This window comes from Sphingobium sp. TomTYG65 (assembly GCF_055395525.1).
In genome coordinates this window covers 435876-451733 of the sequence record NZ_AP027331.1, presented here as the reverse complement: position 1 = coordinate 451733, position 15858 = coordinate 435876, and the positions used below count along the sequence as shown (strand labels likewise).

17 protein-coding genes and 1 tRNA gene are annotated in these 15858 nt (G+C 63.0%); 4 read left to right on the top strand and 14 right to left on the bottom strand.

Annotation, left to right across the window (positions count from 1 at the left end; genetic code table 11):
* Positions 1 to 15: 15 nt before the first annotated feature.
* The 5 genes from ACZ5Y5_RS15915 to ACZ5Y5_RS15895 form a co-directional block, all read right to left on the bottom strand.
* Positions 16 to 2388: a fimbria/pilus outer membrane usher protein gene (locus tag ACZ5Y5_RS15915; RefSeq protein ID WP_464811466.1), complete on the bottom strand. Its 2373-nt coding sequence runs from the start codon at positions 2386 to 2388 to the stop codon at positions 16 to 18.
* Positions 2389 to 2400: 12 nt separating this feature from the next.
* Positions 2401 to 3144 (bottom strand): fimbrial biogenesis chaperone, encoded by a 744-nt coding sequence (locus tag ACZ5Y5_RS15910; protein WP_464811465.1) that lies wholly within the window; start codon positions 3142 to 3144, stop codon positions 2401 to 2403.
* A 13-nt stretch (positions 3145 to 3157) separates the two neighbouring features.
* Entirely contained in the window at positions 3158 to 3565 is a 408-nt protein-coding gene (locus ACZ5Y5_RS15905; RefSeq protein WP_464811464.1) for a Csu type fimbrial protein, read from the bottom strand.
* Positions 3566 to 3732: 167 nt separating this feature from the next.
* Positions 3733 to 4536 (bottom strand): OmpA family protein, encoded by an 804-nt coding sequence (locus ACZ5Y5_RS15900; RefSeq protein ID WP_464811463.1) that lies wholly within the window; start codon positions 4534 to 4536, stop codon positions 3733 to 3735.
* Positions 4511 to 6448: a YadA family autotransporter adhesin gene (locus ACZ5Y5_RS15895; RefSeq protein WP_464811462.1), complete on the bottom strand. Its 1938-nt coding sequence runs from the start codon at positions 6446 to 6448 to the stop codon at positions 4511 to 4513. The genes ACZ5Y5_RS15900 and ACZ5Y5_RS15895 overlap by 26 nt, the downstream gene beginning before the upstream one ends.
* A gap of 361 nt (positions 6449 to 6809) precedes the next feature.
* On the opposite strand from ACZ5Y5_RS15895, the gene ACZ5Y5_RS15890 reads away from it, so the two are divergent.
* On the top strand, positions 6810 to 7670 hold the full coding sequence (locus tag ACZ5Y5_RS15890) for a PAS domain-containing protein (RefSeq protein ID WP_464811461.1): 861 nt from the start codon (positions 6810 to 6812) through the stop codon (positions 7668 to 7670).
* A 59-nt stretch (positions 7671 to 7729) separates the two neighbouring features.
* Here ACZ5Y5_RS15890 and ACZ5Y5_RS15885 read toward each other — a convergent pair whose 3' ends face one another.
* Together ACZ5Y5_RS15885 and ACZ5Y5_RS15880 are read right to left on the bottom strand one after the other, a co-directional pair.
* Entirely contained in the window at positions 7730 to 8044 is a 315-nt protein-coding gene (locus tag ACZ5Y5_RS15885; RefSeq protein WP_464811460.1) for a hypothetical protein, read from the bottom strand.
* A 69-nt stretch (positions 8045 to 8113) separates the two neighbouring features.
* On the bottom strand, positions 8114 to 8641 hold the full coding sequence (locus ACZ5Y5_RS15880; RefSeq protein ID WP_464811632.1) for a MarR family winged helix-turn-helix transcriptional regulator: 528 nt from the start codon (positions 8639 to 8641) through the stop codon (positions 8114 to 8116).
* Positions 8642 to 8766: 125 nt separating this feature from the next.
* Between ACZ5Y5_RS15880 and ACZ5Y5_RS15875 the strand changes: the two genes are divergently transcribed.
* A tRNA-Gln gene (locus ACZ5Y5_RS15875) sits at positions 8767 to 8841 on the top strand.
* A 192-nt stretch (positions 8842 to 9033) separates the two neighbouring features.
* On the opposite strand, the gene ACZ5Y5_RS15870 is transcribed toward ACZ5Y5_RS15875, so the two are convergent.
* From ACZ5Y5_RS15870 to ACZ5Y5_RS15840, 7 genes are all read right to left on the bottom strand, one after another.
* Positions 9034 to 10683 (bottom strand): recombinase family protein, encoded by a 1650-nt coding sequence (locus ACZ5Y5_RS15870; RefSeq protein ID WP_464811459.1) that lies wholly within the window; start codon positions 10681 to 10683, stop codon positions 9034 to 9036.
* Positions 10680 to 11084, bottom strand: coding sequence for a DUF2924 domain-containing protein (locus ACZ5Y5_RS15865; RefSeq protein ID WP_464811458.1), 405 nt, complete (start codon positions 11082 to 11084; stop codon positions 10680 to 10682). Before ACZ5Y5_RS15865 ends, ACZ5Y5_RS15870 begins: the two co-directional genes overlap by 4 nt.
* Positions 11084 to 11671 (bottom strand): DUF3489 domain-containing protein, encoded by a 588-nt coding sequence (locus ACZ5Y5_RS15860; protein WP_464811457.1) that lies wholly within the window; start codon positions 11669 to 11671, stop codon positions 11084 to 11086. Before ACZ5Y5_RS15860 ends, ACZ5Y5_RS15865 begins: the two co-directional genes overlap by 1 nt.
* Before the next feature lie 186 nt (positions 11672 to 11857).
* Positions 11858 to 12253: a hypothetical protein gene (locus ACZ5Y5_RS15855; RefSeq protein ID WP_464811456.1), complete on the bottom strand. Its 396-nt coding sequence runs from the start codon at positions 12251 to 12253 to the stop codon at positions 11858 to 11860.
* A complete protein-coding gene (locus ACZ5Y5_RS15850) occupies positions 12250 to 12930 on the bottom strand; it encodes a hypothetical protein (RefSeq protein WP_464811455.1) in 681 nt (226 codons plus the stop codon). The genes ACZ5Y5_RS15855 and ACZ5Y5_RS15850 overlap by 4 nt, the downstream gene beginning before the upstream one ends.
* A complete protein-coding gene (locus ACZ5Y5_RS15845) occupies positions 12927 to 13610 on the bottom strand; it encodes a PDZ domain-containing protein (protein WP_464811454.1) in 684 nt (227 codons plus the stop codon). Before ACZ5Y5_RS15845 ends, ACZ5Y5_RS15850 begins: the two co-directional genes overlap by 4 nt.
* On the bottom strand, positions 13607 to 14818 hold the full coding sequence (locus ACZ5Y5_RS15840) for a hypothetical protein (RefSeq protein ID WP_464811453.1): 1212 nt from the start codon (positions 14816 to 14818) through the stop codon (positions 13607 to 13609). Before ACZ5Y5_RS15840 ends, ACZ5Y5_RS15845 begins: the two co-directional genes overlap by 4 nt.
* A gap of 113 nt (positions 14819 to 14931) precedes the next feature.
* Here ACZ5Y5_RS15840 and ACZ5Y5_RS15835 point away from each other — a divergent pair, with 113 nt between their 5' ends.
* Positions 14932 to 15144: a helix-turn-helix domain-containing protein gene (locus ACZ5Y5_RS15835; protein ID WP_464811452.1), complete on the top strand. Its 213-nt coding sequence runs from the start codon at positions 14932 to 14934 to the stop codon at positions 15142 to 15144.
* Positions 15145 to 15214: 70 nt separating this feature from the next.
* Positions 15215 to 15451, top strand: coding sequence for a hypothetical protein (locus tag ACZ5Y5_RS15830; protein WP_464811451.1), 237 nt, complete (start codon positions 15215 to 15217; stop codon positions 15449 to 15451).
* Positions 15452 to 15858 lie beyond the last annotated feature (407 nt).

Sequence of the window (15858 nt, the reverse complement as noted above, 5' to 3'; positions counted from 1 at the left end):
CTCCGCTCATTCCTCCTACAATGTGACGCAGGGCACCGGGCCAAGGCGGGGGAGGCCGACCCCTTCAGGCAGTGACGGAACGATGGCCTGGCATGCTGTCTCTGTCCCCCGCACACTGATCTGCTGGCCGGGATGCGCGTCGGGAAGGTAAATCTCGCCATCTTGCCCGGTGACGCCCGGCGATCCATCCGCGCCCGATACGGCGAGCCCCATGGGGAGTGGCGTTCCGGTGCCGTCAACGAGCTGCAATGTAGCTGGGCGCACGGACGCGCTGCCGAAGCTGATCCTGACGGCCTGGCGATATCCCGGCACGGCAAGCTGCTCTGGCGAGGTGACCAGGGTATCGATCGGTAGGGCGTCCAGATCCACGCCGATGCGGTTTGCGGCATAGGGCTGAAGGCCGGTGATGATCGCCCGCTTGCCATTGCCTGCGCGACGCGCGACCGGGCGATTTTCGAACGTCAGGGCTGCTTCCGCATCGCTCAGCACATCCACCAGGGCGAAGGCATAGTCGAGGCGCGGGGCCGCCAAGATTTCGCCGCCCGCCATCAGCAAAGCGCCGCGGGCCTGCACACGCATGCTGGTGGAGGCCCCGTTGCGCGCGGCTGACAGCTCCAGTTCTCCTGCCGCATGCCGCCAAGCGACGCCGCCTTCCACCATGGTCATGTCATTGTCGTGATCGCGCGCCACCAGGAAGCGATAGCCGAGCCCCCGATCGAAGGGCGGCGACTGGCTGAGCGTCGCTGCGGTCCGGCTGCGTTCCGCGAAGACCGCCATATTGGCGCGTCGGCCGAAGGGGAGGGTGACGGAGCCGAACAGGCCGTCATCACGCGTCGCCGAATAGCGGGTCCGTCGCGCGCCGACTGCCAGATAGGCCGGTCCCAGGCTGGCTGCGTAGGAGAGGGAACTGGTTGCGAACCTCTGGTTTCCGCCCTCGTCATTTTCGACATGGCTGGCGCTTACATTGCCGGCTTTGCCCAGCGTGACGCTGCCCGCGACGGTCAGCTCGCTCCGCTTGCCCAAGGAAGGACGGGGCTCACCGATCTGCATGAAACGGGCGCTTTCTTCCTGATAGCTGGCAGTGATCGCATAAAGGGGCGTGATCCGTTGAAACTGCCCGCGCCAGAATATGCCGTTGCCCCATTGGCTATGGGAAGCCGCTGCGGCCAAGCTGAATTCCCCGAGGGGTGCTATGATCAGACCGACGCCCAGCCCGGCCGCCTGGCTGTCGCGGCTTGCCTCCGCACGGCCGGAAATGGTCAGCGTGCGGGTCAGTCCATGACGCCAGGATGCAGCGGCGAAGGGCGCGCCATAGGAAAAGCTTCGCCAGCCGAAATCCTGACGCAGGAAACCGGCTTCCAGCGAGAAATCGTCCAATCCTTCGCGCAGCAGCTTGGGGCTGGTGTAGAAGCTGCGCGTCACGTTGCGCACATTGCCGCCCGCATCGCGGATCGTCATCGTGACTTCGCCCGTGCCGGTGAAGACCGGCTGATAATCGATCGAGAAATTACCGGGTTGGACGTCCAACCTCTGCAGGCTGCTCGTTGCGAGCAGCTCCACTGTGGACGGCATGGCGGCTGAGCCTCGAAGGACAGGGAGGGGGTAGGTGATGTCGTCGGGCGTCAAGGAGAAATCCGTGCCGATCCGGATACCGCCGAAGCGGACCGGTCGGCTCCAGTCGCCGCCCCGCGTCAGCGTGTCGCCCAGGACGAGCCGCAGCCGCTGATCGGGAAAGTCGCGCTGAAAATTGCTGTCCAGCCGGGTGAAGCCTCGCCCCTCGCTTTGCAGGGTCGCGGTGGTGCCGAGTACGCCCCAATTGCCCGAAAGGCCCGCATCGATGAACGCGGATGCGGACAGATCCCCATCCCATTCCGCCAAGGAAACATCGTAGCCGATGAACTGGGCGGGGACGGCTTTTCCTATGGGCAGGCTACGCCGCGTGCGGCCCAGATGAACTTCGGGGAACAGCCTGGGATCGGCGTCGATCAGCAGCATCGCGCCGCTGCCGTCCAGGCGGGCGGACAGTCCGGTTACGCCGTCGAGCGGCATGAAATCCTCTCCACCGATGGAAATGGCGGCCACCCCGCCGGGTAGGCGCAGGCCCCATGCGTGCGGCGCGGCGGATGCGACGAAGAGACGCCCTTCGCGGACGGTGACCAGGCAGGGCTCATCCGCTGCTTCTCCGTTAATGACGACGTTTACCGGCAAGGGCGTCTGGACGGACAAGCGCCAGCCCGCCGCCATGCCGGTTTCCACGGAGGGCAGTGAAGAGAGGTCCGGTGTCTCCACGGCACTTGCCGGCCCTGACAAGCAAAGGGAAAATGCAAGCAGGATGAGCCGGACAGGTGGCTCGAAGGCGTCCTTACGCGTCCATGCCCGGCCAGCCATGGCACGCGATCCTCAGTCGGCGCCTGTGCCGGCCGATGGGGGAGAAGCTGACAGGCGGCCCTGTGTCGTTTCCAGTTCCACAGCCGCGATGCCGGACGGGGGCGGAGAGGGCAACAGCAGCTTGGCCTGGCCCCCGGCGAGAAGGTAGAAAGCTTGCGCCACGCGAACGGGCGTTGCTTGCGGGCCATGAGGGTGGAGGATGAGCGCAGATACCTGCGCATGACGGTTGCCGCGGTTGGCGACGACCAGCCATGTTACGCCATCGCCAGCCTTTTCCATTGACCAGGCAGGGGCCGGGGCGGCTCCGGCTGGCGCGCGGAACAGCGGGATGCTGATCCGCAGCAGCGTCTTGACGGTGCCGGGTGCGGGATTGGCGCCGGGCAGCTCATCGATGATGAGGCGGTAGCTTTCCTCGACCGGGCCAGCGCGGTTAGGCAGGCTGCAGCGGATCAGCCGGGCTTCTCCAGCTGGAATGTTGACGATGGACGGATTGACGGCCGGGCCGCTTGCGTGATCCAGCAGGTCGTTGCCGTCCTTGTCCTTCGTCCAGCCATAGCCGCGTATCTGAACGATAGCCGGTTCCTTGCCGTCGTTGGACACGGACAGCGAACAGAATTGCTTGTTCGGGGCGACCTCTATCCGGACCGGCGCGAGGCGCAGGGTGGCGGCCGTCGCCGTCAGGGTCAGTGCCCACATGCACGATCCTACGATCGCCGCACCCATGATGGCGCGCAGCCACATCCTCTCATTTGCCATGATCATGGGTCCGTCAGTAGCTAACCGTTATGGTCACCGTGTCGGTGTAGCTTCCCGCCTGCACATTCTGCTGCGCGGGAATGCGGCCATAGACGGTGAAGGTCGAAGGCAGCACCCCTGCCGTGGTTGGCGAGGGTGTGTCCGTTCCGGGCGTATTGCCCCAATTCGTGTTGCGTCCGGAATCGCTGTAGAGCGAATAGCTCAGGGCATTCGCGCCGCTGCTCATTTGCCGCGTCGTAACAGTCGCACCGGCTTTCGTACCGGCGTTCAGGCCGACGCTGTAACTGGTTCCGGCGGTGCAGAGGACATCGAAGGTCGCCGTCGCGTCGGTGGCGGTGGCGGAGGTCGGATTATAATTACCGAAGGCCAGGCTGTTGGCGGTTACAACGCACGCGCTCAATACAGTGGCTGATATACCCATTGTAGTTGTTGCGTTCGTTGCTAAAGCCGCCTGAGGAACCAGTATGGCGGCCAGTAGGGGAATTGAGAACTTCATTGCACGACGCATTGGAAAGTCTCACTATAGTTATATCCTATTTATATCATTAATCTAGATTAGTTTATAATCGGTTATGAGAGTATCGGATTTCACGAATTTATCACAGATATAGTGGCTCGTCTGTTCAACGGTTCAGCGGCGTCGCCACGGTCGCGCGCGGGCGACCTTTCACCAGCCCCCGATATCTGAAGGCGGGCGGCGGGGATGCCGAGCGACATAAGTTGCGCGGCGACCGCATCAGCTCTCATCAAGCTCAACCGGTCATTATGTGCATCCGGGCCAGCGCTGTCGGTAAATCCCACCACGGACAGGGAGCGGCCGGAAGCCGCGATCGCAGCAGCCAGCGTTGCCAGATCCTGCCGGGCGGCTTCGCTAAGATCCGCTCTGTCGAATTCGAAATAGACCGACAGTGGCGGCATCTGAGGGGCTGGCTCGGCGGGCGAGGCGGCGGCCTCCTCCTTTTCCTCAACCAGATAGACGGCGGAACGGCATTCTTCGCTGTTCCACGCCACATTTTGCAGGCGCAGCCGGCGGTCCCACCGCAGTTGCAGGCGACATATCCGATAGGCGGTTCCCGCCCCGGTGTAGAAATTGAGGATATAATCCCACTGACGTTCGCCGAAGAAGCCTTCATGGAAATGCGGTGCGCCGACCAGAGCATAGACCTGGCGCTTGGTCATGTCGGGGACGAGCAGCCGCAACGTAGCGGCCGGGACGAACATCCCTTCCCTGCGGGTGGCGTGGCGGGCATCGGGAAAGGCGGATACGGGCGCGATTTCCGGCAGGAAGACCGGATCAGCCGCCGTCGCAACCGAAGCGGTCATCATCGAGAGGGCGATGACGGCAGCGGCAGGGGCGGCGCGACGATTAAAAGGCGATGCCGAAGCCAGCATTGGCGCCTCCCTGATTGCGGCTGTTATAGGCGGCTGACGCCTTGATGATCAGCCTGCCATTATCGGAAACCTTGGAAAGCCCCATCGCGACCGCATGCTCGCCCTGCCAGCTGCTCATGCCAAAGCCCAACATGCTGCTTCCCGCTTCGGAGAATTGCGGGATGCCCGCCATTGCCATCGAGGCTGCGGTGCCGCCTTCCGCATCCCGGCGCAGATCGCGCAGTCCGGCTTTGAGCTGACTGAAGCGTAGATCGGTATAGTCATTTGCTAGACTGACGGCCTGCCCCATCCCGCCTTGAAGCTGACGCAGGTTGACCGCATCGGTTGGGGCGATGCCGTCCGCCACATGCGTTATCTGCCGTTCCGCTCCAACGCTGCCGACCGATATTGTGTTGGGCCGATCGGCGACCGAAGCATAGCCCAGCGCGACGCTGGAACTCGCCTGTGCCTGCGCCTGGGTGCCGATCGCCACGCTGTTCGCGCCGGATGAGATGGCACCTGCCCCGGCGGCCATGCTGTCCGTGCCGCTCGCGACAGGCCTGGCATAGGCGGAGTTGTTGTTCACCTGTAGAAAGCCGGCCCGGCCTTCTTCCAGATCGGTCATGGCGGTCATGTTGTAGGCGAGCTGCACATTGGTGGCGTAAAGCTGCGCGCCATTGACCGCCTCGGTCGAGCTGGCGCTGAGTTGACCGGGCGCGACGCCGGTGATGCGCTGGTCGATGCCGTTTCTGACTGCATTATAGGCCTGGGCAGCAGGATCGTAGGGGAGGGCGTCTTGAGCGCCGCCGCCTGAGCTGGAGGAGCCGCCCAGTTGGGATATATTGGCCGCATCCGTGCTGGCGCTGCCCGCTGCCACATTGGTGATCTGGGTGCCGCTGACGCCCCCCAGCACCACGGTGGATTTGGTGGAATCCTGATATTTGACAGCCAGATCGTTCAGCACGGCAAAGTCATAGGAAAGCTGGGCGATGGCCGCGCTGTTCTGAGCGACCTGATCATTTGTGGCCTGTAGCTGGGAGCCGTTGACCGCATCAGTGCTGAAGGCATTGAGCGCCCCTGCGCTGACATTGGTCAGACGCGTTCCGGAAGCGCCCTGTAGGGTAACCACGGCGCGCGTGTTGTCGTCATATTGCACGGCATTGCCCGACAGTGCGCCGAGTGCGTCATTGACGGCCTGCAACTGAGCCACGTTGACGGCGTCGGTCGGATTGGCCCCAGCGGCCAGGCCGGTGATGCGACGTCCGCCGATATTGACCTCTGCGGTGGCCGTGCCGCCGACAAGATAGGCGGGAAGGCTGAGGGTCGAACCGTTGGCGCTCGATCCCGCGCCCAGCGCCACGCTGCCTGCATCGGTGGCCGAGGCTCCCGACCCGATAGCGATGGCGCCATAAGCGCCCACTGACGTGTTTGCGAGATCGCCGATGGCTATGGCGTTCAGCTCGCCCGCGCTCGCGGTCAGGCCGGATGTGCCGAGGCCGGTGATCTTGTTGCCGCCAAAGGAAATGCCTTTCGGCGTGGTCAGGCTGAAGCTGTCGGCGCGCGTCTCGCAGACCGGATCGCTCGTCAAATCGATGCTGTTGCCGTTGATGTCGAGCACGCTCAAGTTGATCGGCGCGCCCGATGCCGCGTTGGAGAGCGCCGTGCTGATGCCCAGATCGACGGTCCCGAATGTCAGCGTCCCCAAAATCGATTCCACCGGGGCGAGTACCGGTGTGATGACATCGCCGATAGTGTCCGTCAGGACCGACTGCGGCAGGCTGACCCCCGAGCAGGCGCTCACGACATTGGCATGGGCGGTCACGCTTTGTCCGGCGCAGGCCGCAAGGGCGGCAAGGGCAAGTGCATGCCGGTGGCGGACGTCGCGGGCCCGTCGCGCGTTGACGGGACCCGCTGTCGATCCATTGGAGTTCATAGCTCTTCCCCTGTTTGAGAATGCGCCTCTCATCGTCGGCCGGGGACCGATGAAGGGGACGGCATTCCCATCTGATCAGAAGAATGCAGCCTATGATCCTAAGGGCTCCACAACGCTGGCAGGGGAAGATTTTACTAAAATTACATATTTTCGCCTGTCGGCCCGACAAAGGCGCAAGCCGCGGAATTCCGCCATTTTTTAATATGTTTTTCACGTCCAAGGGCTAGATTTGAGAGAGGAGAAGCCTTATCGTTACGATATCGTTTCGTTCGATCCGAGGCGGTTGAACGTAAATTGCATAAGGTCGCAATGAAGCAGGGAAGGAGCGACGTCAGTGGAGGATTTTCCGTCTGGCCAGATCGTGACAGCCACTGACCTGGTCCGACATTTCGCTGCTCATGCCCGCCGCGCGCAGAATGAGCCTGTTCACATCATGAACCACGGCAATATCGGCCTGTCCCTGATTTCCACCGAAATGTTTCGTCGGTTGAGCGGCGGCCATGTGCAGGTTCATGACGATAATAGGCTGGCAGCGAAACTGGACGTGCTGATCGACCTGATCTCGACTCAGGCCATTCTGTTCGACAAGGATTTGAAGCTGCTGCGCATCAATCTGGCTGCGCGCAGACGAATAGAGGTGAGCGAGGAGGATGCCAGGACCCTTCCGCTATCGCAAATCCTGGAGGGGACCGTCCACAATTTCAGCATGCGTGCTCTGGAAAGAGTTCGTGACACTGGCGTTCCCGAAGTATTTGAGATCAGTCCTCCCGATCAGCCTTCGATGGTTTACAGTGTACGAATACTGCCCCTGATTTCCGGCTTCGTACTGCTTGCCGACGAAATCGTCGATAAAGTAGCGTTGCGCGAAAAGGGGGCACGTTCGGCCGCTTATGAAAGTCTGATCGATAATGCGCCAGGTCTAGCGCGGGGTACATTCAATATTCGCGGCGTGGTGACCCAAATCTCTGCCGGGCTGTGCAGACTCCTCCATTCTGACGAAAGCAGGATCATCGGCGTGCGGTTCGCGAGCTTGTTTGATGCTTCGCACAGAGGCGCTGTCGGCGACGCGATCGAAGGGTTGCTGACCTCAGGAAAGCCCTTCAGTCTGGCGGCGTCCTTGTTGGGCAGTTCGGCCCCCGACAAGACGGTGTGGGTCAACGCCGCGCCGCTGCATTCGGCCGATGGTCAGGCGGGCGGCGTTTTCCTGATAGCGTCTAGCTGAACGCGGCCTTCTTTGTGTAGCCGCCGCCGGGCAGCCAGCCCGGTCGGCGGAGCTATGCGTCAGTCTTTCCTTAGGTCGTTCCCGGTGCGCTCCATGGCGGAGCCGACATCGTCCTTCGCTTCGCCCACTTCGCGCCGGGCGTCACGCGCCGCATTGTCGCTCGCGGCGCCGAACCTGTTCGCGCCCTCATCGATCGCGCGGCCAGCATCATCAAGGCCATTGTCGATCTTGTCTGCGGCTTCATCGACTGCGCCGCTGACATCATTGCCGATCGCGGAGCCCGCATTTTCCAGGCTGTCGGCCGCCTTATCCGAACATGCGGACAGGGTCGTGCCGGCCATGACCATGGCAGCAGCCAGAAACGCATTTTTCATGATGATCCCTCTTTGACGGTCAAACGCTTCCGCTTAACCGTCATGGGGCGCATATGGTTGCGTCAGCACTTAACGGCTGCGCAGGCCGAAGACCATCGAGCGGTCGGCGTCCGGGATCAATCCTTCCAAGACCCGCCAGAAACCGGTGACCGATCCCTGACCGGCCTGGGCATAGGCAGCCGCCATTTTCTCACGCAGCGCGCGGAACAGATCCGCTTCAAGCGCTGTGCCGGATGGGCTGAGGCGCAGCAGCTTTTGCCTGCGGTCGTTCGCTCCCTGCCGCGTTTCGATATAGCCGCGCTCGATAAGGTCATTGAGAACGCGGCCAAGCGATTGTTTGGTGATGGCGAGGAGCCGCAGCAGATCCTTGACGGTCAGATCGGGCTGACGCGAGATGAAATAAAGCGCGCGGTGATGCGCCCGGCCGAGCCCTTGCGCGGCCAAGCTCTCGTCGATGGACCGGGTGAGCGCCGAGTAGCCGAAATACAACATCTCGATTCCGCGCCGAATCTCATCCTCACGCAGGAATAGCGGCGAAGCAGGCGCAATCTGCGATGACGATCCCGACGCGGTCGCGGGCGAACTGTTTGCACTCATTCCGGTCATCCAGAAAGCGGGTTTCACTGCCGCCATATTGGCGAAGCGAGACGGTAATGACTAGGCTTTCCTTTCGCGCAACAGACGCTATATGCCGATCCGCACCGGCGGCGCCGGGCACATGCTGGGGCGTAGCCAAGCGGTAAGGCAGCGGTTTTTGGTACCGCCATGCGCAGGTTCGAATCCTGCCGCCCCAGCCACACATTCCGACATGACGAGGTACTTCTCTGCCGGTCTCGGGCGTGGGCTCAGAATGGCGCGGTTCCGCGCGCTGTCAGGCCTACAGTTGAAAACCCCGGGACACAGAGACGCGGATTCCTTGGCAGGAACCACAAAAAAGGCCCCGCGTCTCACGAGGCCCTTTTGAGTGTCCCACAGTTTTTTAGGAGCGGCTAAAAGCCGAGCGCTATGCGCTGGCTCTTCCAGTCAAGCGGGATGCTGGCATATTTGAACAGGCGCCGGGATGTTAGCGATGGCGGCTGGCGGCCTTCAAGAATCGCGGCGATGATGTCCGGCGCCAGGAACGAGAGGCGGGCGATGCGCTCGCTCTCGCGATCAACCTTTGCTTCTGCATTCACAGCAAAGAGCTGCTGCCGGGTAGCCTCAGCTTTTTGCAGCAGCGCGATGAGATCCGGATCGATCTTCGCCGGGCGCTCCTTTTCCGAACGCAAAACGAGCTTGAGATTGTGTCCACGCCGATCCGGCTTGGTAGCGATGGCTAGCGACATGCGCACCCCATCATCTTCAGCTGCAGGGGCAGTGCCATCCAGCAGCGCAACAAGCAGGCGCTGGCTGATCGATGCTTCGATTCGGTCCTGATGCACGACAATGGCGAGGCCGAGCGATTTTAGCTGGGCGCGGAGCTCGGCCTTGCCTGCCGGTGCCATTTTTGAGCTAAGCGCCTGCGCCGCGTTGCTGCGACGGACCAGCGCCCGCGCATCAACCTGCGGCAGGGCCATGATCATGCGCTGATCAGCCAGGAGGCCGATGACCGCATCAAGCACCGCTTGTTCGAGCTCTGGGGCGGGCAACCGAAACGCAGGGGTCTTGGCCGATGCATCATCTGCGGACGCCGCCATGCTGGAGACATAATAGCGGTAGCGCCGCTGCTGCTTCACCGCATGGCTCGGAGACATGGGCCGATCGGCATGGTCCCGGATCATGCCGGTCAAGAGACTGCCATGCTGCCCATTACCGCGTTCGCGTTTGTTGCCGATCCCCGCCTGCCGCTTTGCCTGCACCGCCTCCCACAGCACCTGATCGATGATGGCGTCATGCTGCCCATCATGCAGCTGCCCGCGATGCGGTACCTTGCCGATATAGATGGGGTTGGAGAGAACATGATAGAGCGGCCCCCGGACAAAGGGCTGCCCGCCTTTGTCCTCCGCCCGCCGCTTGTTGACGATGCCCGCGGCCTTGAGCTCCTCCATCAACGCCTTGACCGATGGCAGCGCCAGATAGCGCCGGTAGATGTGCTCGACGGTCTTCGCTTCCTCAGCATTGGGCACCAGCTTCTTGTCGATAACGTCATAGCCGATGGGCACCGAGCCGCCCATCCACATGCCCTTGGCCTTGGACTGGGCGATCTTGTCACGCACCCGCTCAGCGATCACCTCCCGCTCGAACTGGGCAAAGCTCAAAAGCACATTGAGGGTCAGCCGTCCCATGCTGCTGGTGGTGTTGAACTGCTGGGTGACCGACACAAACGACGCGCCCGCCGCATCGAACACATCGACGATGCGGGCAAAGTCATTGAGGCTGCGGGTGAGCCGGTCGACCTTATAGACCACCACCACATCGACACGCCCTTCCCGCACGTCAGTGAGCAGCCGGGCGAGGGCGGGACGCTCCATGCTGCCACCGGAGAAGCCGCCATCATCATAGAGGGTGGAGACCAGCGACCAGCCTTCGATCTTCTGGCTCTGGATAAAGGCAGCGCAGGCTTCGCGCTGGGCGTCGAGGCTGTTGAACGCCTGATCCAGCCCTTCCTCCGTCGATTTGCGGGTGTAGATCGCGCAGCGCAGCCGCTTCTTCTGGGTCATGGGCGCACCCCGAAGAAGCGGGGCCCAGACCAGTGCGCGCCGGTGATATGCCGCGCCACCGCGGAGAGCGAGGCGAAGCTCTTGCCCTTATAGCTGCAGCGCCCCTTCTCCTCGACCAGCACATGATGGCTGGTCCCGCCCCACTCGCGCACCAGCTGGGTGCCGGGCGCGAGGGCAGGGGGAGCGGCCGACCGCACCGGCCGCTCCCCCGCAAGGCGCAAGCGGACCCGCTCGGCTAGCCCGCCCTGCGCTGCGCATTGAAGATCATGCGCCAGCGCCCGGGCAAGGAGGCCGGTGGAGACGCGCGGGGGCGAGCCCCCATGCACCCGCTGCCACTCAGCCTTGATCTCGCTTGGCTTCATCGCCGCCAGCGCAGCAATCTGGGCTTCGAGCTTCCCCATCAGGCTTGGGCCTCGAGATGATAGCAGCTGACCTCGCCGCGCTGGCGCTTCTCGATCGCATAACCACGCTTGCGCAGCCCAGTCAGCGCCGCGCGCGTGGTATGCGGCAACCAGCTGGTGGCGCCGGCCAGTTCATCGAGCGTGGCGCCGCTGTCCCGGCGCAGCAGGTCGATCACCAGGGCTGTCTTGGTGCCGGTTGCCGGGGCGGAGGGTTCCTCTTCCGCTGGGGAGGGTTGAGGATCCGATGGGCTGGTCACGGGCGTTGCGTCGGTGGCCTGAGCCGTCTGGCTTACGGCTTCGTCGGCCGTCTCCTGTTCCTCCGGCTCGACCGCGATGGCGGCGCGGCCCGCGTCGGTGATGACGACCCCGATCGACTTGCGTCCCTCCTTGCGCCAGGCGTCGGCCGAAGAGCGGATAGCCACCTCTTCCGCAAGCCCGCGGCGGATCAACGACTCCACCGCCTTGCGGATGCGCGCGGGTCCTTCGCCGAGCGTCTCGGGTGGCGGCAGAAGGCTGCCATTGTCGCGCTGCGCGGCGGTGGCGAGGAGGACGAGCTGGATGTCGGTCAGGCGGACAAGGCTGTTCATGGGGTGGTCTCCGGTTTACAGAGCGGCGGCATTGCCGCTCCCACCACCCAAAGCCCCGTGGCTTGAGCCTCCCGGGGCAGCGGCTTGTCTCTCGGCCGCGTCGTCCTGACACAGCGTTCGCTCCGTTCGGCAGCGAAGTCGAATGGAAAGTGCAGATTTACGGAGCTTTTTCGCTGCTTCAGCGGATTAACGAGGAAGGGGCAGTCCTTCAGGATAGGTCTCGATATAGGGCCGGCGCTTAGACGCTGGATCCATGCTGAGCCGCTCGAACCATTGGTCGCCCGCGCCATGGCGCGCCACGATGGCGAGCCAGGATGCCGGATCATCAAACCGCTCATGCAGCGCCCAATGACAGCGGCGGCATATCGCATAGGTGGCAAGCGGATCGCCATAATCCTCATTGTGCAGCCATACCCGATTGGGCGTGCCGGGCTGCTCGCGCGGGTCAAAGCCGCAGACCGAGCAGCATGTGGGCGCAAGCAGCGCGCCGGCTTTCAGCGCGGCACGCTGCATCGGCAGCGTTGCCAGTCGCTGCTCGGGACTCCAGCCATTATACCAGTCCAGCACATACGCCTTGCTCATGGGGTCCGCCGCACTTCGATGCTCTCGCCTGTGGCAGTCTCAAAGGTCCACAAGGGCGCATCGCCCGCCAGCAGCTTGCCCATAGCGGAGCCCATGCCCGCCAAAGATATGCCGTTTGCACGTGTGAGCACCATGCCCGAGCGGATCCCCGCGGCGCGTGCCGGCATGCTGTCGGCGGCGCTCACGACATAGGCGCCCTCCGGCATCGGGCGGATGGTCAGGCCCAGCTTGGCGATTGGCAGCTCGGCGGTTTCTCTTTCGCTCGCCGGTGTCAGAACAGCCTTGCTGATCATGAGCCCGCACCAATAGTTGACGACCGTCTTGGGATCTTTCTGCCCAATGTCCGCGATCTGCACCTGACCATGGTCGATGACGGTCAGAAACTGGATTACCGCGCGACCGTCAGTGGGCGTGTCGGTGCGGAGCAGACCGCAGGTCATATAGCTCTGGTGGCTGCCCTTATGCTTCCACTTCCCCTGAACATAGCCATAGGGCCATTCGACCTTCCAGCTTGCGGGGTTGGGCAGCTGCGCGCGGAGCGCTGCCTCACCCATCGCCTTATAGTCTGCCCAGTCCGGCTGGGGACCATAGACATAGTCCTCCTTGGCCTGCGCTGCTGCAGATGTCAGAAAAGCGGCGGCCGCGAACATGGCCCCGCCCATGATGGTGCGTATCACGGCTGTTCCCCCATTTTGATGATCTTGCCGCCGACCAGGCCCAAGCTGGCGTTGCCGCCCGCCGCGTCGATGACCTTGATCATGGCCTCGCCCATATTCTGGAGCGCAATCGCGTTGATGGTCTCGATCACCATGCCGGGACGGAGCCCGGCCTTGTGCGCCACCGAGCCCGGCGCGACTGCGCTTACATAAGCCCCTTCGGGCATGGCCTTGAGGGTCAAGCCCGTGGGCGAGACCGGATTGGCGGTGGCAATCGCGGCGGGGACTGGCGGCAGCAAGCCCTTCTGCATGGCCGCCATGCACTGCGCGGCAACCAGGCCATTCTCTTTATTGTCGATCTCGACATAGCGGAGCAAATCATTGTCGATGACGACGACAAAGGCGCGGTCGCCGGTGTAACCACCCATGCGGTTCTTCGCATTAACGAGGCCGCAGGCGACATAGCCCGAGACCCGGGGCTCGAGAAAAGGCTTATACTCACCTTGATAATAGCCACCCAGCCAACTGATCCTGGCCGAGTCCGGATCGATAAGCCGGCTGATGATCGCTCGCTCTCCACGCTCACGATAGGCCTGCCATTCAGGCGCGGGACCATAGACTGGCGCGGGTCTCTCCTTCGCCATTGCGCCGCCAGCCGATAGCAGCATCGCCAGCATGATACCTGTCTTCATCCTCTTCATGCGGCAAGATCCTGTCCCAGGCGCTGCAGCCGCGGCCGCAGGCTGTTGACGAACTGGTTGGCGGCTTGCCCCAGCCAGGCGCGTTGACCCTCTTCGGCGCTGTCATCCCAGGGCGCTGGCGCCGGGCTGGTCACGCTCAGGAGGGGGACCTCGCCGCCTGCCCAGTCGAGGGTCAGGCCATTGGCCGCGAACTCGGCGGTGATGGCATCCCGATCGGCTTCGAGACTTTGGGAGAGTGCCGCCCCATCCACCCCGGGGAAGCGGACCTGGGCGCCGATGGTCCCGCCTGATCCGCCGCTGCGGTAGAGGTTGACATAAAGACCCTCAGGCAGGGGCAGGCGCATCCAGCCATTGCCGCCGCGGCGCGGTGGTGGTTGCCCCGGATCATCGAAACGGATGTCGGAGACGAAGCGGGCGACAAAGCTGTTCCAGCGATCGCTGGCTTCCGAAGGCGCCCGTGAAACGGAGGGATCTCTCGACCGGTTCGGTTCGGACACGTCGGCCGCATCGATCACCAGGCCGGACACCTCGCTGCGTATCACATGCCGTTCGATCACTGCCGTTTGCGCCAGCACCCGGGGCTGCATGATCACATGCTCCTGACCTTGACCATCAGCACAGCGATACTCGGCGATCTCGATGAGCCCGAAGGAGAAGGCGAGACCGGGCTGATCGCGCAGATACTCACCAATGCGCCGGGTGCCCTCGGCGATGCCGTCGCCGACCACCAGCAGGAGGAAGCGGCCCGCAGCCAAATCGCGGGTCACCCGGTCGACAAACTCAGCTTCGCCCAAATCCCCGCCCGCTTCCCGAGCGAGGGTAAAGAGCACATTGCCCTGGCGGCGAGTGGCGATCGACACCTGCCGCTGCAGATCTTCATAGGCAAAGCGGCTGAGTTCCCGGGCATAGTCGAGGATCTGCCCCACCACCTCGCGCCGCGCCTGTGGGTTCCGCCAAAGCTTGCACTCGACCACCACCAGCCGGCCATGCTCGTCCATCAGCAGCACATCGACAAAGCCGACGCCTGGGATCGATAACTCTCGGGTGATGGTAATTAGCCGGCCGTAGCTCGGGTCTAGGTCATGGACCGGCAGAATGGCAGGGTGCGCGGCGATTAAATCCCGCAGCACCGCCTCCCGCCGCGCCTCGCCCTGCGGCACCCGGGGAACGACACGCGCTCCTTCTTCTTCGATCATAATCAGCGTCATACCGTGTCTCCCTGTCGACAATCAGTGACGGGACCAACGCTTCGTCAGCGATAGAAGTCAAGCCGAATGTCACTGATCGTCTGTAGATCGATAAGCGACATGGCGTCTTTAAGATGGGCGTGGATATACAGGCGCGCCTTGGGTCTAACGTACGTCGGCTTCGCGAGGCGAAGGGCTGGAGCCAGGAGGATTATGCCGACCGTGCCGGCATCCACCGCACCTATGTGAGCGACATTGAACGCGGGCGGCGCAATCCCACCATCACTGTGGTGGAGAAGCTCGCCGGGCCGTTCGGCATAGCGCCGGGCGATCTGCTCAACGCGTAGGGCGCTTCGCCAGAAAAGCTGGTTCTGGACTTCCATGGCGCCGCCGGGCTTGGTGGCCCTGAGGTGAGGCATGGATGACGATCAAGCGGAGCTCATATCCCGGCTATTTGCGCTGCTGACTGCGCAGCTGGAAGATGGTGCGACGTTGGCAATGGAAGGGCAGGGGCGGCAGACGGTCGCTGCTCAGCATGAGCGTGCGCGAACTCTGGAGGCGCAGGTGCGTGACGCCCACACCATCGTGCAGGCGTTGGTAGATATCACGTCCCGGCAGTTTGGTGCGGAGCGGGACGTGTCTCAGTCCAGTTAGGCGGTGTCCTGCTGTCCGAGCGCGGCGGCGATCATGGCCGCAAGGGTCTCCTCCGCGCGGGCGCGGATAGCGGCATCTTTCGCGGTAAGGTCGTGCCGAACTCACTCTGGCGCCCGATTGAAACGTCTGCAATTCAGTACCGTTGCTCCGGAGCCGACTATCGCGAAGATCCGGGCCTATGCCAAGGGAGCCATGCAAAGGTTCCCGTTTTGACTATTGACGCTGTATTCTGGGGGTGGTCTAGCTTTTTCATGACAACAAGAAGTCACATATTTCGTATGACCCCCTCGGCCACAGGCAGCCAGGGTTCTAGTCGGTTGGCGGAGTCACAGGTCTTCGCATCGATGCCGGGCGACTCGAACTCTCATTATGTGAAAGATTCTGGAAATAAACCATAAGAGTCAGCC